This is a genomic window from Rhodococcus sp. KB6 (assembly GCF_001445685.1).
GTDB classification, from domain to species: Bacteria; Actinomycetota; Actinomycetes; order Mycobacteriales; family Mycobacteriaceae; genus Rhodococcus_F; species Rhodococcus_F qingshengii.
In genome coordinates this window covers 522,377-544,855 of record NZ_LNAK01000134.1, presented here as the reverse complement: position 1 = coordinate 544,855, position 22,479 = coordinate 522,377, and the positions used below count along the sequence as shown (strand labels likewise).

Below are 22,479 nucleotides of genomic sequence, written 5' to 3'. Positions count from 1 at the left end.
CCCTCCCGCCTGTCCCGACTCCGGCCTCGGCGACCGTCGACTGCTCGTACCCGAGCGCGGCGGGTGCAGCAAAAACCGTCAATCCGCCGAACTCCACGGGTGTGTCCACCGAGGGAACCGTCAACGTCGCGCTCACGACTACGGCCGGCCCGATCGGGATGGAACTGAACCGGGCGGAAGCCCCCTGCACGGTCAACAGCATCGTGAGCTTGACCGAGCAGAAGTACTTCGACGACACCCCGTGCCATCGACTCGTCACCACACCCGGTCTACAGATCCTGCAGTGCGGCGATCCCTCGGGCAAGGGCACGGGCGGACCGGGCTATGGCTTCGACAACGAGTACCCGACCACTGCCTACCCGGCTAACGATCCGGCACTCTCCTTGCCTGCCGTCTACCCCCGCGGCACGCTGGCAATGGCCAACTCGGGTAAACCGGGCAGCAACGGCAGTCAGTTCTTCCTCGTCTACGAGGATTCGGTCTTGCCGCCCAACTACACGGTCTTCGGAAAGATCGACGACGCCGGCCTGGCGACGATCGAGAAGATCGCGGCCGACGGCGACGACGGTGGCATGGGAGCAACCGGCGGCGGTGCACCCAACACCCCGATCACCATCGAGACTGCAGTAGTCGCCTGACCCCCTGTGCGCCTTTATTAACCGCCCGCGGTTAATAAAGGCGCACAGCAGTTTACGAAGCAGAGGTCACGCGGTAGACGTCGTAGACGCCTTCCACGTTACGAACCACGTTGAGAACATGACCCAAGTGCTTCGGGTCGCCCATCTCGAAGGTGAACTTGCTGATCGCCACTCGGTCACCTGAGGTGGTGACCGAGGCCGACAGGATGTTCACCTTCTCGTCTGCCAACGCCTTGGTGACGTCGGAAAGCAACCGATGACGATCGAGTGCCTCGATCTGGATCGCGACCAGGAACACCGATGTCGCTGACGGTGCCCATTCGACGTCGATGATTCGCTCCGACTGATCGTGGAGCGAGTTGGCGTTGGTGCAGTCGGTACGGTGCACGCTGACCGCGCCGCCACGCGTGACGAAGCCCAGAATCGAATCGCCCGGTACCGGCGTGCAACACTTCGCGAGTTTTGCCACCGTGCCGGGTGCTCCGGGAACCAGAATTCCGGAGTCACCCGTACTGCGGGTGCGCACCGGCATGGTCGACGGCGTCGAACGCTCGGCCAGTTCCTCCTCGACGGCGCCGACGCCGCCCAGATGAGCAACCAGTCGCTGCACGACGTGGTGCGCCGACACCTGACTCTCGCCTACGGCCGTGTACAACGCCGAGACGTCGGGATAGCGAAGTTCGTGCGCGATCGTGCTCATCGATTCGGCATTCATCAACCGCTGCAACGGAAGTCCCACGCGGCGGACTTCCTTCGCGATCTGATCCTTGCCGGACTCAAGCGCCTCTTCGCGGCGTTCCTTCGCGAACCACTGCCGGATCTTCGCCTTGGCACGCGGCGAGACGACAAACGTCTGCCAATCTCGGCTCGGCCCGGCGGTGGCAGCCTTCGACGTGAAGACCTCCACCACTTCGCCGTTTTCGAGAGTTCGTTCCAGCGCGACCAACCGACCGTTGACCCTGGCACCGATGCATCGGTGCCCGACCTCGGTGTGCACCGCATACGCGAAATCGACGGGAGTCGATCCGGCAGGCAACGTGATCACGTCACCCTTCGGCGTGAAGACGAAGATCTCCTTGACCGCGAGGTCGTAACGCAACGATTCGAGGAACTCCCCCGGATCGGCCGCTTCACGTTGCCAGTCGAGTAGCTGACGCATCCACGCCATGTCGTCGACCTCGGCGATGTCGCCCGCGTGCTTGCCCTTGGTCTCCTTGTACCGCCAGTGCGCGGCGATACCGAACTCCGCGGTCCGGTGCATGTCCTGGGTCCGGATCTGGACCTCCAGGGGCTTGCCTTCCGGTCCCACGACGGTGGTGTGCAGCGACTGGTAGACGCCGTAGCGCGGCTGTGCGATGTAGTCCTTGAAGCGTCCGGCCATCGGCTGCCACAGTGAGTGGACAACGCCGACCGCGGCGTAACAGTCACGCACTTCTTCACACAGGATGCGGACGCCGACCAGATCGTGGATGTCGTCGAAATCGCGGCCCTTGACGATCATCTTCTGATAGATCGACCAGTAATGCTTGGGCCTGCCTTCGACGATGGCGTTGATCCGCGAGGCGGACAGGGTCGAGTTGATCTCGGCGCGAACCTTGGCCAGATAGGTGTCACGAGAAGGCGCGCGATCGGCGACCAGTCGAACGATCTCGTCATACTTCTTCGGGTGCAAGATGGCGAATGAGAGGTCCTCGAGTTCCCACTTGACGGTCGCCATTCCAAGTCGATGTGCAAGTGGCGCAATAACTTCGAGAGTCTCTCGCGCCTTACGTGCCTGCTTTTCTGGCGGCAGGAATCGCATCGTGCGCATGTTGTGCAGACGATCCGCGACCTTGATCACGAGCACGCGCGGGTCCCGCGCCATCGCGATGATCATCTTGCGGATGGTTTCGCCCTCGGCGGCGGTGCCCAGAACGACCTTGTCGAGTTTGGTGACGCCGTCGACGAGGTGAGCGACCTCGTCACCGAAGTCCTTGGTCAACTCTTCGAGTGAGTACCCGGTGTCCTCGACGGTGTCGTGCAGCAGGGCTGCGACGAGGGTGGTGGTGTCCATACCCAACTCGGCCAGAATGCTTGCGACGGCCAACGGATGCGTGATGTACGGATCGCCGGACTTGCGCCGCTGGCTCGAATGTCTGTCCTCGGCGACGTCGTACGCACGCTGGAGCAGCGCGAGGTCGGCCTTCGGATACAGCTCACGGTGGAGGCTGACCAACGGCTCGAGCACCGGGCGGATGGTGGCGTTGCGCTGACCGGTGATGCGTCGAGCAAGCCGAGCGCGCACCCTACGGGAGGCGGAAGCGGGCACGGCCAGATTCTGCCCACCCCGATTGCCGGTAGTTTGCGCAGATCCCGAATCGTCGGGCACCGCGGACTTCGATGGTGTCGTCTCCGGAGCCGGAACTGCACCCGTCTCCTGCGACACTGCACCCGAGTTCTGTGATCGATCAAGATTCGACGTCATGTCGCCACCTCCTACCACCGAGTTGGTTGAGGCAACCGCCCTGCATCGGGTAATTGCCCTGGAGGTCTAACTCGACCCCCAGGAGACAACTTTAATACTCAGACCTTCACCAGTGATGTCAGTGGGTACTTCAAGAAGCGATCTCGACCGCGCAGTTCCTCGATCTCGAGCACCACTGCGACGCCGACGACGTTCGCTCCACCCAACTCGACCAACTGTACAGCCGCCTCGAGTGTCCCTCCGGTAGCCAGAACGTCGTCGATCACCAGAACATTCCGCCCGGTGAGATCGAAGCCGTTTGCGGGAATCTCGAGAGTCGAGGATCCGTACTCGAGGCTGTACGAACGAGAGAGCACCGGCGGCGGCAGTTTGCCGACCTTCCGCACGGCAACGACTCCCGCACCCATCTTCGCGGCCGCACCGGCACCGAGCAGGAATCCACGAGCATCGACGGCGGCGATCGTGTCGGCGTCCGGAGCACAGGCGACAAGGGCATCGAGCACGGCCCCGTACCCCTCGGCGTCGGCGAACACCGGAGTCAGATCGGCGAACCGAACACCGGGACCGGGAAAGTTGTCCGCCCAGCGGGTCAGCCGAACAACGGCGTCCCCGGCAGCCCGGTGGATTGCGATCAATTCTTCAGTCGTGTGCACGGCAACACCATTCGAGACGCTCATCTGCGTAGTACCCATCTGTCCATGTTCCAGCCGGTAGCGGCCCGAGTCGGATTGACCAACACTGCCGACATGCCTGGAGCTACAGCGACAGTTCGTAGTTGATTGAACAGTGGAATCGTAGGCACCTGGGTCCACAGGATGTTCTCCGCCTCCACCGAGAGTCCCAATTGCGCACTCGTGCTCGCATCCACGTTCAACTGATCGATGATCTGATCGATCCTGGCATTTCCGTACGTACCGAGGTTTGCGCCGTTGCCCGATCGCAGCGCTCCACGCGCGTCGATCATGCTCGCTGTTCCGCCTGCGCCGACTTTGCCTGCCATGCCGGAAAGCACGGCGTCGACTCCCCCAGTCTGCAGACTCGCAGGATCGAAGCTGTCGCTACTTGCGTCCTCGACCGTGATTCCCGCCGGAGCACACGCGGCTTTCGCTTCGGAGACGATCTGCGCCCGCACCGGGTCCGGTGCGAGGTACCCGACCCGGACGGTCAACTGGTCGAGGTCGGCTTCCGACAACGACGTCTTCGCAGCCTCGATGTCGGCATTGGCGTACCGATCACCGTCGACCGCAGCGGCGTCGCTGTAAACGAGTGAATCCGGCGCCATCAGTCGCGAATCGACCACGCCGGAACCCAGACCCGCCTGCGGCGCATTCTCCGTCCGCCCGAACTTCTCGAACAGGGTCGTACGCGGAACACAATGCGCGAACGCTCGACGGGCGGCTTCGTCGCCCAGCGAACCAGAGGTCGCGAGAACGAACTGCTCGATCGACCGCGACGGAATCTGTTGGACGTCGAACCCGGACGGAGTACCGAGTTCGCCAGCCGAGCCGGAAGCGACGTCGACTACCTCGATCGAGTTCTTGTCGAGATCCTCGGTCAGATTCACACCACGTGGCCAGACGACGATGCGATCGGTCGCAGGCTTGTTGCCCCACCACCGCTCGTTCGCGACCAGCACCAGGCCGTCGTCGGTACTGTACGAGTCGATTCGATACGGACCAGCGGAGGGCAGTACGGAGGTGTCCACCTGACCTGGAGTCAGGTTCCACCCGGTGTTCCAGAAGTCCGCGATCTTCGACAACGCTTCGGTGTCACCGGCATTCACCGCGCTCACCACGTCGCTGACACCCGTGCGCTGCGTCACGACGTGTGAAGGCATCAACGCAGTCGCACCGAACAACGACCGCCAATCGGTGAACGATCGCTCGGGTTTGAAGAACACCGTCGCGTCCTTCGCCCCGCTCTGGCAGTCGATCCGGTCGATGTCCGCGTATCCGAGATTGTTCGCCGTGTCGAACATGGGCTTCACGGCACCATCGACGTCTTCGGTGAACTTGCCACTCGACGCCGCCCAGGTGAGGACGAGATCGTCACAGGACATCGGAATCCCGTCGGAGTACACGGACGCCGGATTGAGCTTGTACGAGACCGTGAGCACGTCACCGGGCAACTCAGACGCCGTTCCGATGTCGGTGTCGGAGACAGGTGCTCCGGCCGGGCCGGTGAACGTGAAGCCGGGAAGCACCCGGCCGAACGCGGCCATCGCCCCGGACACCGATCCAGCTGTCGTGTTGGCGTTGTACGTGGAGATGGAGTTGTCGATGGCATATCCGATGGACGGAACCTGCTCGGCGCTTTCCGAGCAGGCCGCCAACGAACCCGCAGCCACAGCGGTGGCCGCAACGAACGTCATCGATCGAACCAGTGTGCGTGTTCTTGGGAGCATGTTCAGTGCCCCTTCTTGTTTCGCTTTCCGGTCGGCCGCGCACCCGGCTGCGGAGCAACCGGCGCACGGCGTGCAACTGGTGCGCCGACGGCAACCGTCTGCGTACCCTTCTCGGCCAGCGTAGCCCGGCGCGAGAGCACCTTACGAGTGTGCGCGGCAACGGGTCCCCAGCGTTCCTTCATCGACACCAGGAGCGGCGTCGCGAAGAAGATCGAGGAGTACGCACCCACGATGATGCCGACGAGCTGAACGAGCGCAAGGTCCTTGAGTGTGCCGACGCCGAGCATCCAGACCGCGACGACCATCAGAGCGATCACCGGGAGCACACTGATGACGGTCGTGTTGATCGATCGCATCAAGGTCTGATTCACCGCGAGGTTGGCCTGCTCGCCGTACGTCCGGCGCGTCAGATGCAGAACACCGCGGGTGTTCTCTTCGACCTTGTCGAACACCACCACCGTGTCGTACAGCGAGAAACCGAGAATGGTGAGCAAACCGATCACCGTCGCGGGCGTCACCTCGAAACCGACGAGCGAGTAGACGCCGGCAGTGACGATGATGTCGAAGAACAACGCAACGATCGCAGCTACCGCCATGTCCCGCTCGAAGCGGATGGCGATGTAGATACTCACGATCACCAGGAACACAATCAGCGCGATCAGCGCCTTCTTGGTGATCTGGCCACCCCAGGTTTCACTCACGTCCGCAAAACTGATGGCTTGCGCCGACGGGTTCCCGTTCTTGTCCTTGGGCTGGAACTCGTCGAAGAGAGCCGACTGAAGATCGTTGATCTGCGTCGCGTTCAACGTCTCCGACCGGATCTGCACGGTTGCGCTGGCACCCGAGCCGACTGTCTGCACGCTGACCGGTTCGAACCCGAGTGTGTCGGAGTAGACGGTTTCCACCGCCGACGTCTCGACTCCGCCCTCGGCCGGGAACTGAATGCGTGATCCGCCTTCGAAATCGATACCGAAGGTGAAGCCGCGCAGGATGATGCTCAGCAGCGCAATGGCGACCAGAGCGCCGGTCAGTCCGTAGTAGAAGCGACGCTTGCCGACGACCTCGAACGCACCCGTTCCGGTGTACAACCGCGAGAGCCAGCTGTGCTTGGGCATCGCGCCCTGATCGACGCCTGAGTCGGTGATCTCCGACCGGGCCGCCGCATCGGCGGACTCGGCGGCGGAACTGTTGGTGGACCCCACCGGGGAGTTGTTGGACTCGCTCATGCTCGTGTCTCCTTAGCCGACGCAGCGGCGGCAACCTTACGTTCGCGGGCAACCTCTTGCACTGCGCCGAGACCGTTGACGCTGGGCTTGGACCAGAACGCCGAACGGGACGCCATGCTGACCAGTGGCCACGTCACGAGGAACACGACAATCACGTCGAGAATGGTCGTCAGACCCAAGGTGAAGGCGAAGCCTCGCACCTGTCCGACCGCCAGCACGTACAGAACTGCAGCGGCGATGAAGCTCACCGCGTTGCCGGAAAGAATTGTTCGGCGTGCTCTTGCCCAACCGCGTGGCACCGCCGAGCGGAAGCTACGGCCCTCACGCATTTCGTCCTTGATGCGTTCGAAGAACACGACGAACGAGTCGGCGGTCATACCGATACCGATGATCAGACCAGCCATGCCGGCCAAGTCGAGCGTGAAGCCGATGTATCTGCCGAGCAGAACCATGATCGCGTAGACCATGACTCCGGAGAGAATCAGCGACAACGCCGTCAGGACGCCGAGCATGCGGTAGTAGACGAGGCAGTACAGCAGAACGAGAACGAGACCGACCGCGCCGGCGATCAATGCCGCCTGCAGTGAGGCCAGGCCGAGCGTGGCCGAGACCGTCTCGGCCTCAGAGGCTGCGAACGAGAGCGGAAGCGAACCGTACTTCAGTGTGTTGGCAAGTTCTTTGGCACTCTCGGCAGTGAAACTGCCCGTGATCGAGGTGGCGCTACCCGCAGGCGTTGCACCTTGAATCGTGGGAGCGCTGACGACCTTCGAGTCGAGCGTGAACGCTGCCTGCTTGCCGATGTTGGCTGAGGTGAACTCGGCCCAGGTGTTGCTGCCGGTCGTCTTGAACGAGAGGCTGATCTCGTGGCGCGACTGCTGCGAGTTGAAGACCGAAGACGCGTCGGCAATCTCCTGGCCGTCGATGATCGAAGGACCGAGGAGATAGATGTTCAGTCCGTCTTGCGAGCACGCGACCAGCGGCAGGGTCGGGTCGTCGTTTCCACGGAGCGGATCCGCGACGGAGCAGTCGAGGTTCGCCACTGCTTGCTGCTGCACTGTCGGATCGCTGCTCTGTCGGAGGGCGCGCGCTGCGGCGATTTCCGCTGCTGCTGCGTCGCCTTCGTCGGTGCCGTCGCTCGGCGCGTCCCCGGTGGGGGCCGGAGTCGTTGTCTGCGGCGCGGGCGTTGCCTCGGGAGTAGTCGGGTCCTGAGCCAGGAACGGACGGTTCTGCGGCGTCTGCGTCCCGTCAGCGGGTGCTTCGGGGGCCGGTGCATCAGTGGCCGGAGTTTCGGCCGCCGGCGCCTCAGGTGTAGCTGTCCGATTCGCGTCACGGGTGGCGACGTCGATCGAACCCGTCACCGGGCGGATGTACAGACGAGCGGTCTGGCCGAGCGAGCGAGCCTGCGCACTGTCGTCGCCGGGAACGGTGATGACGAGGTTGTCACCGTCGACAACGACCTCGGAACCGGAAACGCCGAGACCGTTGACGCGGGTCTCGATGATTTCCTGAGCCTGCTTGAGACTGTCCTGACTGGGAGCGCTGCCGTCCGGGGTACGAGCGGTCAACGTGACGCGCGTTCCACCCTGCAGGTCGATGCCGAGTTTCGGCGTGGCCGACTTGTCTCCAGTGAAGAACACCAGGGCATACAGTGCCACTACCAGGACCCCGAAAAGGGCCAGGTAGCGGACCGGATGCACCGTTCCGGTGGAAGGTGCCACGATCTTTAAGTCTCCTCGGTAGGTGCAGAGCTTCAGTAAGTGCACGGCTCGGGTGGTCGACGACCACCCGAGCTGCGGCGTTCGAACTGCAACGATTGATCAACGGGGTGAACTGAGCTGCTGGTGTAAGAGCGGACAAGACAATCTGGACGTGTGTCCGAGTTCACAACTCTAGAACACGTACCAGTTCGACGAAGTCAGGACTCCTTGGTGAGCCGGATTTCGGTATCGGCAGCAGACTCTTCGATCTCGGAAATCGAGTCGTCGTCGTACTCGTCGGTCTCGATCGTCTCGACGACGCGCTCACGGATGACCAGACGCGACCAGGTGGTGATTACACCGTCCGCGATCTCGAGGTCCACGGTGTCGTCGTCCAGGGAAGCGATCGTGGCGTAGAGCCCGGCCGTGGTCTGCACCCGATCGCCGACCTGCAGCGAGTCCTGCATCTCGGAAGTCGCGGCCAAGGCCTTCTTCTGCTTGCGCATGCCCAGGAACATGGGCACCAGCAGTGCGAGGATCAAGAGGGGGAAAAGCAAACTCGACATGTGTTGATCAACCTCGGTTGTGTTGCACGTATTACGCCGCGATGGTCCCGGATGGACCTACGCAATACACCAGTGTGCCATTAGTTGCTGAGGATTCCTGACAGATCGGCCGTTCAAGTAGGCCTTTCCAGTCGAAATTCACTCGCCGTTCGGATCGAACAACGTGGCCTGCGGTTCGTTGACACGAACCTCGATACCGCCCGCTGCGGCATCCGGCGGCGGTGTCATTCCGAGTTGAGTCCAGGCAGCGGCGGTAGCCACACGTCCTCGCGGCGTCCGGGCGATCATTCCGGCCCGGACCAGGAACGGCTCGCACACTTCTTCCACCGTCGACGGTTCCTCGCCGACGGCCACCGCAAGCGTCGACACGCCGACGGGCCCGCCGCCGAACGAACGCACCAAAGCACTCAGTACCGAACGGTCGAGACGGTCCAAGCCCAACTGGTCCACGTCGTAGACGGCCAAGGCCGCCTGAGCGACGTCCATGGTGACGATTCCGTCGGCGCGCACCTCGGCGAAGTCGCGAACCCGGCGCAGCAATCGGTTCGCGATACGCGGTGTCCCCCGCGAGCGTCGTGCGATTTCGGCACCGGCGTCAACTTCGAGATCGACGCCCAGAATTCCGGCCGAACGCATCAGAATCTGTTGCAGCTCTTCGGGTTCGTAGAAATCCATGTGAGCGGTGAACCCGAAGCGGTCGCGCAACGGACCGGTCAGAGCACCCGACCGCGTAGTCGCACCGACCAGCGTGAACGGTGCAACCTCCAGAGGAATCGACGTGGCGCCCGGCCCCTTACCGACGACGACGTCGACACGGAAGTCTTCCATGGCCAGGTACAACATCTCCTCGGCCGGACGAGCGATTCGGTGAATCTCGTCGATGAACAACACGTCGCCCTCGACGAGGTTGCTCAGCATCGCAGCCAGGTCTCCGGCGCGTTCGAGCGCCGGTCCGGACGTCAACCGCAGAGAAGAGCCCAACTCCCCCGCGATGATCATCGCCATCGACGTCTTGCCGAGCCCGGGGGGACCGGACATCAGGATGTGATCAGGCGTGCTGCCGCGAAGTTTTGCTCCGGTGAGCACGAGCTGCAGTTGTTCGCGAACACGAGGTTGACCGATGAAGTCGTCGAGACTCTTGGGGCGCAGACTCGCTTCGACATCACCGTCTCCCGCCACCAATTCGGCAGAGACCTGCGACTCGTCGTCGAAATCGTCGATCGGGTCGAAGTTCATCGAGTCTTACCGAGCAGCGACAGAGCGGAACGCAGTGCGACCGACGTGGTGGCCTCGGGCGATTCCGCCAGAACCGAATCCGTGGCCTGCTCAGCCTGCTTGATCGGGAAGCCCAGACCTTCGAGAGCCTCGACGATCTGATCACGGATCGAGCTGCCGACGACGACGCCGGACGCCGCGCCGGCCGTCGTCGCGACGGCGTCGACCTTGTCACGCAGTTCGACAACCATGCGCTCGGCGCCGCGTTTTCCGATACCGGGCACCCTCGTCAACGCCGTCAGGTTGCCTTCCGAGAGCGCCCGCCGCAGCGCGTCCGGTTCGAGAACTGCGAGAGTTGCCATCGCCAGGCGCGGTCCGACTCCGGAAACCGTCTGCAGGAGGCTGAACAGGTCCTTCGACTCGGTATCGGAAAAACCGTACAGCGTCATCGAGTCTTCGCGAACGATCATCGTCGTGAACAGTCGCGCTTCGCTTCCCCGGTGCAGCGCACCGAGAGTCACCGGGGTGGCGTTGACCCGATAGCCGACACCTGACGCTTCGATGACCGCGTGATCGAGCGCAATATCGAGTACCTCGCCGCGTACCGACGCGATCATCGTGAACCTGCCTTCTTCGTCTCGGCCAATTTTGCCTGATACTTACGCATTTGTTCAGCGGCCATCGCCTCGGCGCGGGCCATCCGCTCGATCATCGGTGCTCGCCAGCAGTGACAGATCGCCAGCGCCAGAGCGTCGGCAGCGTCAGCAGGTTTCGGCGCCGTCTTCAAATTCAGAATTCGCGTCACCATCGCAGTGACCTGCGCCTTGTCGGCGTTACCGCTGCCGGTGACGGCGGCCTTCACCTCGCTGGGCGTGTGGAAACACACCGGAATGCCGCGTCTGGCGGCAGCGAGCGCGACAACTCCGCCTGCTTGCGCCGTCCCCATCGCGGTACTGACGTTGTGCTGCGCGAACACGCGCTCGATCGCGACCACCTCCGGCTTGTACTGCTCGATCCACAGTTCAGCCGCATCGGAGATCCGCAGAAGCCGAGAACCGAGGTCCATCTCGGCCGGAGTCCGCACCACGTCGACCGCAATGGGGCGCACTTTCCTGCCGTTGCTCCCGTCGACCACTCCCAACCCGCAGCGAGTCAAGCCTGGGTCCACTCCGAGCACGCGCACTTGTCACACCTCTCCATACCGAACAGCTGTTCGATAGCTTAGCGGTGCGCGGGACTACTACCCCGCATCAACACGCAACCCGGCCCGGACGCGGACGTCAGGGCCGGGTTGAGTTGAAAGCAATCAGTCTTCGAGCGCCGCGAGAACCTCGTCGGACAGATCGATGTTGGTGTAGACGTTCTGCACGTCGTCAGAATCTTCGAGCGCGTCGACGAGCTTGAAGATCTTGCGTGCGCCGTCGACATCCAAGGGAACCTCTACGGAAGCGCGAAAATCGGCTTCGGCGGAGTCGTAGTCGATGCCGGCTTCCTGAAGTGCCGACCGTACGGCAACCAGATCCTGTGGCTCACTGACGATTTCGAAGGTTTCACCGAGATCGGTGACTTCCTCGGCACCGGCGTCGAGCACAGCCATCAGGACGTCGTCCTCCGACTGGCCGTTCTTCTCGAGCATGACGACACCCTTGCGAGCAAACAGGTAGGAGACGGAACCCGGGTCAGCGAGGTTGCCACCGTTACGGGTCATCGCGGTGCGAACTTCACCGGCTGCGCGGTTGCGGTTGTCGGTGAGGCACTCGATCAGAACGGCGACGCCGTTGGGTCCGTAGCCCTCGTACATGATGGTCTGCCAGTCTGCGCCGCCCGCTTCTTCACCGGCGCCGCGCTTGCGCGCACGCTCGATGTTGTCATTGGGAACAGACGTCTTCTTCGCCTTCTGGATGGCGTCGTACAAGGTGGGGTTGCCCGTGGGATCGCCACCGCCGGTTCGTGCCGCCACCTCGATGTTCTTGATCAGCTTCGCGAAGGATTTGCCACGACGTGCGTCGATCACAGCCTTCTTGTGCTTGGTGGTGGCCCATTTTGAGTGGCCGCTCATGCGATTCAAGCCCCTTTCCTGCTGCGTTGCGCACGCCGAATGCGCGTCTTTCAGCTCTGCCGATGTTACCCGTCCCACGTCACAACTCGCTGCATCCCCCGACACGAATTAGTCAAACCGCGCATTGTTTGCATAGAATGCAAACATGATGGTCCGAATAGATCACGCCTCCACAACTCCACTCGCGGAGCAGATTGCAGCCGGGGTTCGTGGCTCGGTCATCCGCGGTGAGATCGGACCAGGTGACCGCCTGCCGTCCGCTCGCGCTCTCGCCGAGTCGATCGACGTCAATCTCCACACGGTTCTTCGTGCGTACGCAACACTGCGCGACGAAGGCCTGATCGACCTCCGACGCGGACGTGGCGCCGTCATTCGCGCCGAATTCGACTCGGGAAGAACAGCTCTCAACGAATCTGCGCGCGAGTTCGTACGGCAGGCCCGAAATCTCGGACTCGACACTGCGCACATGCTCGACCTCATCAAGGAGACCAGCACACAATGACGACCAGCAAGATCCGACTCTGGACAGCAGCTTCGCTGACTCTGATCCCGACCCTGATACTGGTTCTCGCACGCTTCGCGTGGGGTGACCGCCTACCCGAGACCGTCGCGAGCCATTGGTCCGGATCGACCCCGGACGGCTTCAGCACCACGACGACCTTTTTCTTCATCGCGCTGGCGATTTCACTGGTGGCAGTCGTTTGCGCGTGTGTCGTCGCGGCCCGTTCGAGCGACAACGCGCCCTTGTTTCTCGCCGTAACCTCGATCTCGAGTGCGACACTGGCGACGATCTGGATTCTGAGCGTCGCCCTGACGATCGACGCCGGGTCGCCGGAGGACGCGCGCATCGGCTGGTGGATTCTTGCGCCGATCGCGGCGGTACTCGTAGGAGTTCTGGCATACGCGCTGCCTGACCAGCAACGAAGCGGCCCGGAGTCGCCACTGCCGACCCCGACGCTCGACACTCCACTCACGGCCTCCGAACGTGCAGTGTGGGTCGGGCAGGTCCGCAGCATCTGGCCGTGGATCGTTACCGCCGGCCTCGTAGTTCTCGTGATCGCGACTGCCGCGTACTCGGATTGGTGGGTTGCCGTGATCCTGGGTGTGTCCACCTTCGCCGTCACAGCATTCGCGTCGGTCACCGTGCGCGTCGACCGTCACAGTGTCGGCATCAGTTCCTGGGGCGTTCGATGGAAGAAGATCCCCATCTCGAAGGTGAAGTCCGCATCAGTCGACGCGATACGTCCGGCCGAATGGGGCGGATGGGGTTACCGAATGACACCGCGCGGAACAGCCGTCACTCTCCGCTCGGGTGAGGCCATCGTGGTCACTCTCGAGAACGGACGACTGTTCGCCGTGACCGTCGATCACCCGGAAGACGGTGTGAAGCTGATCAATTCGTTGGTTCAGGCTGGTTGATTCACGAACAACGTCAATTCACGAACAACACGGCAGCGGCATTGCCGGCGAGGTAGAAGCCGGCAATGCCGAACACCCAACCCATCGCGCTGTCGCCGTGGCGTGAGATGAACGAGTCCACCCGCTCAGCGGCTTGTCCAGTCGGTCGCCGGCCACGATCCGCCCGCACAACAGAAGCACTGCCGGAGTGGCCATGATCAGGCAGTATCCGGCAAGTATCGACGCAGACGTGACTGCGGACAGCCCAGCAGCGGTGATCATCGCGATCGCCGCCAAGTAGGGCAGCATCGTCACCAACTCGGCGGTCCCGGCAGCAATTGCCAGAAGTACAACACTTCTCGCGGAACTGCCCGAGCCGAGCACCCGCTCTCGCCAAACATGGGTTCGATCGGCCTGACCGGATGTGCGCCTCTTCTCGGAATCGAATCGAAAGCTCCACGCGAACAACGCGATACCGAGTATCAACTGCGCACCGCGGGCGGCGGGGGTTTCGAGCAGCGGGGCGACGACAGGCATACCTGCCCGTGCCGTCGTCCAGACTGCCACCCCGACAACAAAATAGAACGTCGTGATGACCACCAGATACGTCAGCAGCCTGCGAACCTGCGGTCGTCCCGGCATCAACAACATCCAGACCGGGACGACCAATGTTCCGATGCTCGTACTGTCCAGCAGGGCGAGCCCGCCCAGCGTGGTGAGCAGGACGAGTTCCACGTCAGTCGTTTCGGCGCTCGGGTATCGCTGTCTCCCTCGTTCGGACTGCATTCACGATGTCGAAGGCACCGATGATCGCGAGGATCACGCCGAGTGGTCCGCCGCGAAACCAGAAGAACTCGGCGTCACGCGCGAACAGCCACAGACAGCCGCCACCGACGACCAAGAGAATGCCGATCATCAACTCGAAGCGAATTTTCATACGTCGAGCCTGTCTTCTCTCTCGAATCCGCACATCAGCCATCGGAACAACGCCGACCTCATCATTTGGTATGACAAGTCAGGCGCCCCGATGTGCTCTGATAAGTCTGTGGTGACCAGAAGTCGGAGTGTCGGCAAGTGGAACGATCCGCTCATCGCCTTCGGCCTGTTCGCGATCGGGGTACTCCTCTACCTGGTCGGCCTGTACCAAATGTGGACCGATGTCGGAGGTGTCGCCGACGTTCCCGCCGGGGTTCGGATCGGGATGCTGGCTCTGCTGTGTGCGATCGACTCGTTCCGGCGGGTGCGTCCGGCAACGGCCTTGGCGGCGGGGGCCGTCATCGTCGCGGTCGACGCCGCCCTTGGCCCGACTCTGCCGATGTGGCTGGTCCTCTCGGATCTCACCTACGCCGCAGTTCTGTACGGGACGGCGCGGTTGGGCCGAGTGGTCTGTTCTCTGACCGCAGTGACGGTTGCCGCGCTCACAGCCCTCGTCTACCTGTCCGCCCAGGACGTCCGCGCTGCGGCTGGGGCAGGCGTCGTGACCGCTCTGTTCTTCGGTACGCCGGTGTGGTGGGCACTGGTCATCCGTCGACAAGTCGAACTGACCGAGGCCGAACGCGAGCGTTCCAGAGTCCACGAAGCACTCGCCGCTCTGGACCGCGAGGCCGCGGTCGCTCACGAACGAGCAACCATGGCGCGCGATCTGCACGACGTCATCGCAAGCCACCTCTCCGCCATCGCAATCCATTCGGAGGCGGCACTGTCCACCTCAGCTCTCTCCGGTGAACGGGGCCAACCCGACGACGGATTGAGGGAGATGATCGGAGCGATCAGATCGAGCAGTCTCGCGGGCCTTTCCGAGATGCGGTCGATGATCGAACTGCTCCACGCCGGGGACGACGAGACCCCGGACCCGCGTTCCTCTCCCCCGCGGCTGACCGAGTTGCCCGTCGTCCTGGACGCAGTTCGGGCAGCCGGCGCCGCCGTGCACGTTGCGATCGACATCGATACTGCCGACCTGCCGAGCGTGGTCGATCACACGGCGTACCGGATCACCCAGGAGGCGTTGACCAATGCGCTCAAGCATGCGCCTGGTGCACCGATCTCGATGTCGATCTCTCTCCAGCACAATGCATTACAGATCGAGATCCGAAACCCCGTCGGTCGCGACACATCCAGTTTTCGGGCGGGAACGCACGGACTTGCAAACATGCGTCACCGCGCCGAACTGCTGGGCGGTTCACTCGACGCACTTCCGGTCGACGGAGAATGGACGGTATGCGCACAGCTACCGGTCCCCGCGCCGAACGGAACGGATCAGTGATCACCGTCGCCCTGGTCGACGACCACGCCGCGATCCGGTCCGGACTCGCGATGATCCTGCGGCAGCACGACGACATCGATGTCGTTGCAGAAGCCGGTGACGGAGCGTCGGCGATCACCGTCACCCGCACGCATCAACCCGACGTCGTACTCATGGACGTCCGGATGCCAGGCACCGACGGCATCGAGGCGACGCGTCAGATCATCGGGACGACCCGCAGCCGGGTTCTGGTGTTGACCACCTTCGACCTCGACGAATACGTCTTCGCGGCCCTGCGCGCCGGTGCTTCGGGATTCCTGCTCAAGACTGCGACCGCGGACGAGCTGACCAGCGCTATCCGCAACGTCGCGGCCGGAGATGCAGTGCTCGCTCCTCGCGCGGCGCGTGCACTGATCGGCGAGTTCGTTCAGCGTGCACCCAAACCCACCGAACCGCTGGGATTGAGCGAGCTCACCGATCGTGAACGCGAGGTGCTCGCGCTGTTGGGGACGGGACTGTCCAATGCCGAACTGTCGCGTGAACTCGGTGTCGGTGCTCCGACGGTGAAGTCGCACGTGTCGCGAGTTCTGTCGAAGTTGCACCTCACCTCACGCGTCCAGGCGGCGATCCTTGCCCGCGAACTGGAGCTGTAGGTTCGGCCGAGGCTGACTACTCCAGTTATCCGCGAACCAGATCGACGAACATCTCGTGCACTCGACGGTCCCCGGTAACCTCGGGATGGAAAGAAGTGGCGATCACCGAGCCCTGCCGAACCGCGACGATCCGGCCCGCGGCCTCCCCCGCGGCGGCGGGAACCTGCGCAAGAACCTCTACGCCCGGTCCAACTCGCTCCACCCACGGCGCGCGGATGAAGACGGCGCGGATGGGATCTCCGATGATGCCCTCGAACTCCAGGTCGGACTCGAAAGAATCGACCTGTCTGCCGAAAGCGTTGCGGCGCACCGTCATGTCGATGGCGCCGAGATGTTCGGCGTCCGGCCGGGTGTCGAGTACCTCGCTCGCCAGCAGAATCATGCCGGCACACGAACCGTAGGCCGGCAGCCCCCCGCGAAGACGCTCACGAAGCGGATCCAACAGTTCGAACACCTGCAGAAGCCGGCTCATCGTGGTGGATTCGCCACCGGGGATCACGATGCCATCGACCTTGTCGAGTTCCTCCGGGCGCCGGATACCCACCGCATCCGCTCCCGAATCATCGAGTGCGGCAAGGTGTTCGCGAACATCACCTTGGAGGGCGAGTACACCGATCAACGGACGCGTCATCACACAGTTCCTGTCTTGTTCTCACGGCTGTTCTTGCTCTCATGGCTGTCGGGTTCGCGTTCGAGACGCGTCAAACCCTCCTGAACCACCGCTGCCACCATGTTGCCATCGCGATCGTAGATACGCCCCTGGGTGAGCGCGCGACCAAAACCTGCCGACGGCGACGTCTGGTCGTAGAGCAACCACTCGTCGGCCCGGAACGGACGCAGGAACCACATCGCGTGATCGAGCGAAGCAGTCTGCGTCTTCACGCCGCGGTGCGGGACTTTCGAAGTTCCGAGCAGGGTCATGTCACTGAGATACGCAAGCGTGCAGATGTGCAGCAGCGGACGATCCGGCAGAGCCTCGCGGTAGCGCATCCACACGCGTTGCTGCGCGGCGAGATCCGGCGCTGACGCGCTCTGCTCAGCGGGCACAATTCTGATGTCCCAGTTCTTCCACTCCTGATAGAACTGCGATTCAGCCAACTTCGGAACGGTCTGCGCATCCGGCAAGTCCTCCGGCGCCGGAACGGAGGGCATCCGGTCCTGGTGCTCGATACCTTCGTCGTCGACGTGGAACGAGGCCGACATCGTGAAGATCGTCTTGCCGTCCTGAACTGCATTCACCCGGCGGGTGCAGAACGAGCGCCCGTCGCGGATGCGGTCCACCAGGTAGACCGTCGGAATCTTCGGATTGCCCGGGCGCAGGAAATATCCGTGCAACGAGTGCACGTGGTAGCTCTCGTCAACGGTGCTCACGGCAGAAACCAACGACTGCCCGGCAACCTGCCCGCCGAACGTCCGTTGAAGTGCGGTGGGATGGACCGCCCCACGGAAGATGTCCTTCTCCAGGTGTTCGAGCGCGAGGATCTCCTCGATACCAACCATGAGTCCTCCGAAAACATAGACCGCCGCACTGGGCGCGATGACGGTTCACAATATCGCCTCGGCGAGCGGGCACGGCACCATGGTGGGCGTGAGTACATTCATCCCGTCCAGTCCCCTCGCCTTGGCCGAGCAGATTGCAACGCTGAGCGGATCGTTTCCGTCGGTGGCGGTAGTAGCGATCGACGGACCTGATTGTGCACAGCCGTCTCGGCTCGCGGAACTGGTCGGCACCGCCGTCGAGTCGCGCAACAGGCCGAGTGCTGTTGTGTCACTGCACGACTACGTGCGGCCGGCTTCGCTGCGATACGAGTTCGGCCACGAGGATGCGCTGAGTTACCGTACTATCTGGTTCGACTATCCGGCACTCGATCGTGAAGTGATCACCGCAGCCCGCACAAAACGGGCGTTCTTGCCGAAACTCTGGGACGAACCCACCGATCGATCGGCTCGGTCGACCCGTATCCCCGTCCATGAGCGCGCGGTCATCGTGATCGCCGGTCCGATGTTGCTCGGGCGCGGGCTGGAGTTCGACGTCAGCGTCCGCCTGGACATGAGCGAACCTGCCATGCGGCGGCACACACCGGAGGCAGATCTGTGGACCGTCGAGGCACTCCTCGAACACCGATCAGAAGTGTCCGAGGAGGTCGATTTCGAGGTCAGATACGACCATCCGGCCCGGCCTGCGGTGCGGTCTCGCCAGTGAAGGTCTCACTGCGATTGATCTCACGTCGGCCGACCTCACTTCGGGCGATACAGCCTGGTCAGACCCTCCTGGACGACTGCAGCAACCATATTTCCTCGGCTGTCGAAGATTCGTCCCTGCGTCAGGGCGCGACCGAAGCCCGCTGACGGCGACGTCTGGTCGTACAACAGCCACTCGTCGGCGCGGAACGGCCGCAGGAACCACATGGCGTGATCGAGCGAAGCGCTTTGCATGGCGACGTCCATGTGGGGGCCGCGAGAAGATCCGAGCAGCGTCATGTCGCTCATGTAGGCAAGCGTGCACACGTGAAATACCGGGTCGTCCGGGAGTGCCTCGCGGGAACGGAACCACACTTGCTGCTGCGCGGCAGCGCCCGGACGTTTGTCGATGTCGGCCTTCGGCACCATTCGAAGGTCCCAATCGGACCACTCACGCGCCAGCCACGCAGTCTCGGGATCCTCCGAATCCTGGGCGATGGCCAAGGTCTCGGGGTCAGGAACGGGTGGCATCTCGTCCTGGTGCTCGATGCCTTCGTCTTGGACGTGGAAGGACGCCGACATCGTGAAAATGGCTTGCCCGTCTTGAATTCCGGTGACCAAGCGGGTCGCGAACGATCGACCGTCCCGAACACGATCAACCAGAAAAACCGTCGGCTCCATCGGATTTCCCGGACGCAGGAAATATCCGTGCAACGAATGAACCGAGTAGGCCGGATCGACCGTGCGTACCGCCGACACCAATGCCTGTCCGGCGACCTGGCCGCCGAAAGTGCGGGTCAGGGTGGTCTCCGCGATGATTCCTCGAAAGATGTCCCGCTCGAGGCGTTCCAACTCCAGAATTTCTTCGATCCTCGCCATCGATGCTCCACATCTTCCCGTGTACCGACGTCTACCGACCTTCACACAATGCCTGACGCACCCCCGGCCACCAAAGTGGGCATCCGAAAACACTGAGCGACGGGGCGCATCGACTCAGAATGGCGGTGGATCGTCTCCGCCGTCGAAGGTCCTCCTCTGTGCCTTCTTCATCCGCCGGTGCATTCGTATCCGCTGCCGCCGGCGTTCCCCCCACACACGAGCGGCCTTGTTTTCCAGACGTGTGCGCCGACGCCGACCACCCTCGGGCAGTACAGGCTCGAGCATTCCCGCCAGCAGACCTGACGGCCTCGTTCGGTAGCAATGTCCGGTCGGCGAGGTCAGCATGACGCTGCGGTCCGGGTTCGAGGTGTGCACCCACTGACCGGAGTGCTTGAGGCGGTGATGGTTTCGACAATAGGCACTCAAGTTCGAGGCCACGGTCTTTCCACCACGAGTGGGATCGCGATGATCAAAGGGTTCAGTGTGATCGAGATCTGAATTCCATGCAGCGACATCGCAGTGCAACCACTGGCAGCTTCCTGCGATCACCCGCACCCAGGTGTCGAGGACAGCGCCGGGGCGGTACACGAACGCAGAAGGAACGACGGGCGAAGGTACTGGCTCGCCCTCACCGGCAGACTCGAGCGCGGCATCGGCTGGTACCTTCACCTTCCGAATCAGCGCACCCGCGGCGATGTCACGCGCATGCTCTGCACTGATCACTCCATAACCGTCGAGGTGAGCGGGTTCGTCTGCACCTGGTGCGTCACCGCCCTGAAGCGTTGATTCCAGCATGACCACGTGAACCAACGGCCGACGCACCACCACAATCCCGCTTCGATCTTGTGGGCACTCGTGCCGGCCGCAATCGCACGGCAGAATCGTCGATCCGGATACCAACGCTCCCAATGCGTCAGCTCGTCGTTGCTCGTACTTACGGGAATCGTGTCGACACACCGACATTGCCAACTCCCGCAACCGACGGTCGAAAGCCCGTGCTTCCTCCGCCGGAATACTCCCCAATATCCGCGCCATTCCGTCCTCGGCAGCGCTCACACCCACGAACCGATCAGCCAGGGCGCGGCGTCGACGTTCGCGTATCCCCTCGGGATCCACCACGGCGACGATCCGGTCGATAGCCGCTGTCAATCGGCGACCCGTCAAGCCGGTACCGCCAGGCATCGGGGGCGCCGAGATCTTCTCGAGGAGTTGCCGTTCCACCTCGTCGATCAAATCGTCGGCTACGTTGGCCGTAGCGGAGTCGATCAATCCGACTCGATACAGATCCAGTTCTCCGCGCGCCATGGCGGCACGCGTGCGATGGAGGCGAGTCTTGAGAGAAAAGCCGAGACCGATCAACTTTCCCGCTGCGGCACGGCCCATGGTCAATGCCGCGCCGAGCTCGGCCTCAGCCAGTTCGTGAGCGGTAGACGACCAAGCACCGTTATCAGTGTGGTCAGCGCTGCGACGCTCGAAAAACTCGGCAATGGCAGCCAGTTTCCGTTCCACGAGCATCGATTCGCGCGCATGCAGATCGGCGATGAGATCGATGAGGGCGCAGTCGGATTCAGCACCGGACAGCTGCGCTGCGGTACCCGAACTTCCTACTCCGTCATCGAACATTCCTCAACATTATTCGAATATACGTTCGATATCCATGATTTCCAGGAATCAGTCCGAACAATCCTGATTGACCGAAAATTGTTGCGGAGCAACCTTTGCGGCCACTCGTGTTCCGGCAACGGATTCCCCTACTGAACCAGGGCGTTGATAATGCGGGCAGCTTCGGCCGGGTAGATAGGGCGGTCGGACCCACCACTCAATACCCAGTGGACTGGACTACCTTCGTCTAGGACTCGGAGTTGCACGTCGAGCGGAAACGCATCGATGTCAGCCGAGTCGACTCCAAAGACATGGACAATCTCATGCCCAGGTCGCCCCTCGAACTCGAAGATGTTCTCTACGACCTCGAGCAACTCGACGCTTCCCAACGTGACGCCGAGTTCCTCCGCGAACTCGCGCCGCAGCGCTGCCTCGGCCGTCTCACCGAACTCGATACCGCCACCGATCAATCGATGAAAGTTCTCCCCCGTGACAGAGTCCGTGCCGTCGAGTATGAGTATGTGACCGGAACGGACAGGTATCCCCAGTGAGATGTTACGAATTGACGACATACGACACAGTTTAGGTGGCCAACTCGAACACCATTTTGAATCCGACGACGGCGAATATCACCAAAAGTGATGGGGTGGGCGCAAATACGACTTGGACTTGCCGAGACTCCCGATGACAGACTCGAACACCATTCCCGGACAAAAGAACCCATTGAGGAACCGATGAACGACGCAAGTACCTGGACCGCACGACTCGCCGCACTCGACCTGACCCTCCCGCCTGTTGCCACCCCCGCAGGCTCATACCTCCCCGCCGTTCAGACGGGGTCATACGTCTACACGTCGGGGCAATTGCCGCTCGTCGACGGCACTACGACGTGCATCGGTAAGTTGGGCGAGGGCGTCTCCGTCGAAGACGCCGCCCAGGCGGCGCGGTTGTGCACTCTCAACGGACTCGCGGCAGTCGATTCCTTAGTCGGGCTCGATCGCATCGTTCGGGTCGTCAAGGTCGTTGGATTTGTTGCTTCCGGATCGGGATTTTCGCAGCAACCCCAGGTGATCAACGGTGCGTCCGACCTGCTGGCCGAGATCTTCGGTTCGGCTGGACAACACGCCCGCTCAGCGATCGGCGTCGCCGAACTACCCCGAAACAGTGCCGTCGAGGTCGAGTTCGTGTTCGAGGTATCGGACAGCATCTGATCGGTCTGCCACACCCCGAAGGGGCGGCGGTTGCCAACGCAACC

24 protein-coding genes are annotated in these 22,479 nt (G+C 62.7%); 7 read left to right on the top strand and 17 right to left on the bottom strand.

What is annotated here, in order from left to right; translation table 11 throughout:
• Nucleotides 1–638, top strand: a 638-nt coding sequence (locus tag ASU23_RS22510; RefSeq protein WP_058038736.1) for a peptidylprolyl isomerase, incomplete at its 5' end; no start/stop codon positions are given.
• Nucleotides 639–690: 52 nt separating this feature from the next.
• Here ASU23_RS22510 and ASU23_RS22505 read toward each other — a convergent pair.
• The 10 genes from ASU23_RS22505 to ASU23_RS22460 form a co-directional block, all read right to left on the bottom strand.
• Nucleotides 691–3,102: a bifunctional (p)ppGpp synthetase/guanosine-3',5'-bis(diphosphate) 3'-pyrophosphohydrolase gene (locus ASU23_RS22505; protein ID WP_003943344.1), complete on the bottom strand. Its 2,412-nt coding sequence runs from the start codon at nucleotides 3,100–3,102 to the stop codon at nucleotides 691–693.
• Nucleotides 3,103–3,200: 98 nt separating this feature from the next.
• Nucleotides 3,201–3,734: an adenine phosphoribosyltransferase gene (locus tag ASU23_RS22500; protein WP_172827086.1), complete on the bottom strand. Its 534-nt coding sequence runs from the start codon at nucleotides 3,732–3,734 to the stop codon at nucleotides 3,201–3,203.
• A gap of 41 nt (nucleotides 3,735–3,775) precedes the next feature.
• Entirely contained in the window at nucleotides 3,776–5,506 is a 1,731-nt protein-coding gene (locus tag ASU23_RS22495) for an ABC transporter substrate-binding protein (protein ID WP_058038735.1), read from the bottom strand.
• A gap of 2 nt (nucleotides 5,507–5,508) precedes the next feature.
• Nucleotides 5,509–6,732: a protein translocase subunit SecF gene (gene secF, locus ASU23_RS22490; protein WP_007732958.1), complete on the bottom strand. Its 1,224-nt coding sequence runs from the start codon at nucleotides 6,730–6,732 to the stop codon at nucleotides 5,509–5,511.
• Entirely contained in the window at nucleotides 6,729–8,450 is a 1,722-nt protein-coding gene (secD, locus tag ASU23_RS22485; RefSeq protein ID WP_007732956.1) for a protein translocase subunit SecD, read from the bottom strand. Before secD ends, secF begins: the two co-directional genes overlap by 4 nt.
• A gap of 197 nt (nucleotides 8,451–8,647) precedes the next feature.
• Complete coding sequence (yajC, locus tag ASU23_RS22480; RefSeq protein ID WP_058038734.1) at nucleotides 8,648–8,995, bottom strand: preprotein translocase subunit YajC; 348 nt, start codon at nucleotides 8,993–8,995, stop codon at nucleotides 8,648–8,650.
• A 138-nt stretch (nucleotides 8,996–9,133) separates the two neighbouring features.
• Nucleotides 9,134–10,231, bottom strand: a complete 1,098-nt coding sequence (gene ruvB / locus ASU23_RS22475; protein WP_003943304.1) for a Holliday junction branch migration DNA helicase RuvB — start codon at nucleotides 10,229–10,231, stop codon at nucleotides 9,134–9,136.
• Nucleotides 10,228–10,827, bottom strand: a complete 600-nt coding sequence (gene ruvA / locus ASU23_RS22470; protein ID WP_007732953.1) for a Holliday junction branch migration protein RuvA — start codon at nucleotides 10,825–10,827, stop codon at nucleotides 10,228–10,230. The genes ruvB and ruvA overlap by 4 nt, the downstream gene beginning before the upstream one ends.
• Complete coding sequence (ruvC, locus tag ASU23_RS22465; RefSeq protein ID WP_003943325.1) at nucleotides 10,824–11,393, bottom strand: crossover junction endodeoxyribonuclease RuvC; 570 nt, start codon at nucleotides 11,391–11,393, stop codon at nucleotides 10,824–10,826. The genes ruvA and ruvC overlap by 4 nt, the downstream gene beginning before the upstream one ends.
• 123 nt (nucleotides 11,394–11,516) lie before the next feature.
• Nucleotides 11,517–12,269 (bottom strand): YebC/PmpR family DNA-binding transcriptional regulator, encoded by a 753-nt coding sequence (locus tag ASU23_RS22460; protein WP_058038733.1) that lies wholly within the window; start codon nucleotides 12,267–12,269, stop codon nucleotides 11,517–11,519.
• Between the two features lie 145 nt (nucleotides 12,270–12,414).
• Between ASU23_RS22460 and ASU23_RS22455 the strand changes: the two genes are divergently transcribed.
• Together ASU23_RS22455 and ASU23_RS22450 are read left to right on the top strand one after the other, a co-directional pair.
• Nucleotides 12,415–12,771 (top strand): GntR family transcriptional regulator, encoded by a 357-nt coding sequence (locus ASU23_RS22455; protein ID WP_058038732.1) that lies wholly within the window; start codon nucleotides 12,415–12,417, stop codon nucleotides 12,769–12,771.
• Nucleotides 12,768–13,688, top strand: a complete 921-nt coding sequence (locus tag ASU23_RS22450) for a hypothetical protein (protein WP_058038731.1) — start codon at nucleotides 12,768–12,770, stop codon at nucleotides 13,686–13,688. The genes ASU23_RS22455 and ASU23_RS22450 overlap by 4 nt, the downstream gene beginning before the upstream one ends.
• A gap of 18 nt (nucleotides 13,689–13,706) precedes the next feature.
• Here the strand turns inward: ASU23_RS22450 and ASU23_RS22445 are convergent, their stop codons facing one another.
• Both ASU23_RS22445 and ASU23_RS22440 read right to left on the bottom strand, forming a co-directional pair.
• Nucleotides 13,707–14,402: a GAP family protein gene (locus tag ASU23_RS22445; protein ID WP_253741435.1), complete on the bottom strand. Its 696-nt coding sequence runs from the start codon at nucleotides 14,400–14,402 to the stop codon at nucleotides 13,707–13,709.
• 1 nt (nucleotide 14,403) lies between these two features.
• Nucleotides 14,404–14,604, bottom strand: coding sequence for a hypothetical protein (locus ASU23_RS22440; RefSeq protein WP_003943331.1), 201 nt, complete (start codon nucleotides 14,602–14,604; stop codon nucleotides 14,404–14,406).
• Nucleotides 14,605–14,715: 111 nt separating this feature from the next.
• Between ASU23_RS22440 and ASU23_RS22435 the strand changes: the two genes are divergently transcribed.
• Together ASU23_RS22435 and ASU23_RS22430 are read left to right on the top strand one after the other, a co-directional pair.
• Nucleotides 14,716–15,930: a sensor histidine kinase gene (locus ASU23_RS22435; protein WP_223304454.1), complete on the top strand. Its 1,215-nt coding sequence runs from the start codon at nucleotides 14,716–14,718 to the stop codon at nucleotides 15,928–15,930.
• Nucleotides 15,885–16,562: a response regulator transcription factor gene (locus tag ASU23_RS22430; RefSeq protein WP_058038730.1), complete on the top strand. Its 678-nt coding sequence runs from the start codon at nucleotides 15,885–15,887 to the stop codon at nucleotides 16,560–16,562. Before ASU23_RS22435 ends, ASU23_RS22430 begins: the two co-directional genes overlap by 46 nt.
• A 25-nt stretch (nucleotides 16,563–16,587) precedes the next feature.
• Here the strand turns inward: ASU23_RS22430 and pdxT are convergent, their stop codons facing one another.
• Both pdxT and tesB read right to left on the bottom strand, forming a co-directional pair.
• Entirely contained in the window at nucleotides 16,588–17,193 is a 606-nt protein-coding gene (gene pdxT / locus ASU23_RS22425) for a pyridoxal 5'-phosphate synthase glutaminase subunit PdxT (RefSeq protein WP_047269319.1), read from the bottom strand.
• Entirely contained in the window at nucleotides 17,193–18,062 is an 870-nt protein-coding gene (gene tesB, locus ASU23_RS22420; RefSeq protein WP_007732935.1) for an acyl-CoA thioesterase II, read from the bottom strand. The genes pdxT and tesB overlap by 1 nt, the downstream gene beginning before the upstream one ends.
• Before the next feature lie 79 nt (nucleotides 18,063–18,141).
• On the opposite strand from tesB, the gene ASU23_RS22415 reads away from it, so the two are divergent.
• Entirely contained in the window at nucleotides 18,142–18,765 is a 624-nt protein-coding gene (locus ASU23_RS22415) for a hypothetical protein (RefSeq protein WP_003943324.1), read from the top strand.
• A 35-nt stretch (nucleotides 18,766–18,800) separates the two neighbouring features.
• On the opposite strand, the gene ASU23_RS22410 is transcribed toward ASU23_RS22415, so the two are convergent.
• The 3 genes from ASU23_RS22410 to ASU23_RS22400 form a co-directional block, all read right to left on the bottom strand.
• Nucleotides 18,801–19,622 carry an acyl-CoA thioesterase II gene (locus tag ASU23_RS22410; protein WP_003943337.1) on the bottom strand — a complete coding sequence of 274 codons (822 nt, stop codon included), beginning with the start codon at nucleotides 19,620–19,622 and terminating at the stop codon, nucleotides 18,801–18,803.
• Nucleotides 19,623–19,736: 114 nt separating this feature from the next.
• A complete protein-coding gene (locus ASU23_RS22405) occupies nucleotides 19,737–21,245 on the bottom strand; it encodes an HNH endonuclease signature motif containing protein (protein WP_058038729.1) in 1,509 nt (502 codons plus the stop codon).
• 128 nt (nucleotides 21,246–21,373) lie between these two features.
• On the bottom strand, nucleotides 21,374–21,796 hold the full coding sequence (locus ASU23_RS22400) for an NUDIX domain-containing protein (protein WP_030536863.1): 423 nt from the start codon (nucleotides 21,794–21,796) through the stop codon (nucleotides 21,374–21,376).
• 162 nt (nucleotides 21,797–21,958) lie between these two features.
• Between ASU23_RS22400 and ASU23_RS22395 the strand changes: the two genes are divergently transcribed.
• Nucleotides 21,959–22,435 carry a RidA family protein gene (locus tag ASU23_RS22395; RefSeq protein ID WP_058038728.1) on the top strand — a complete coding sequence of 159 codons (477 nt, stop codon included), beginning with the start codon at nucleotides 21,959–21,961 and terminating at the stop codon, nucleotides 22,433–22,435.
• The last annotated feature ends 44 nt before the right edge of the window (nucleotides 22,436–22,479 follow it).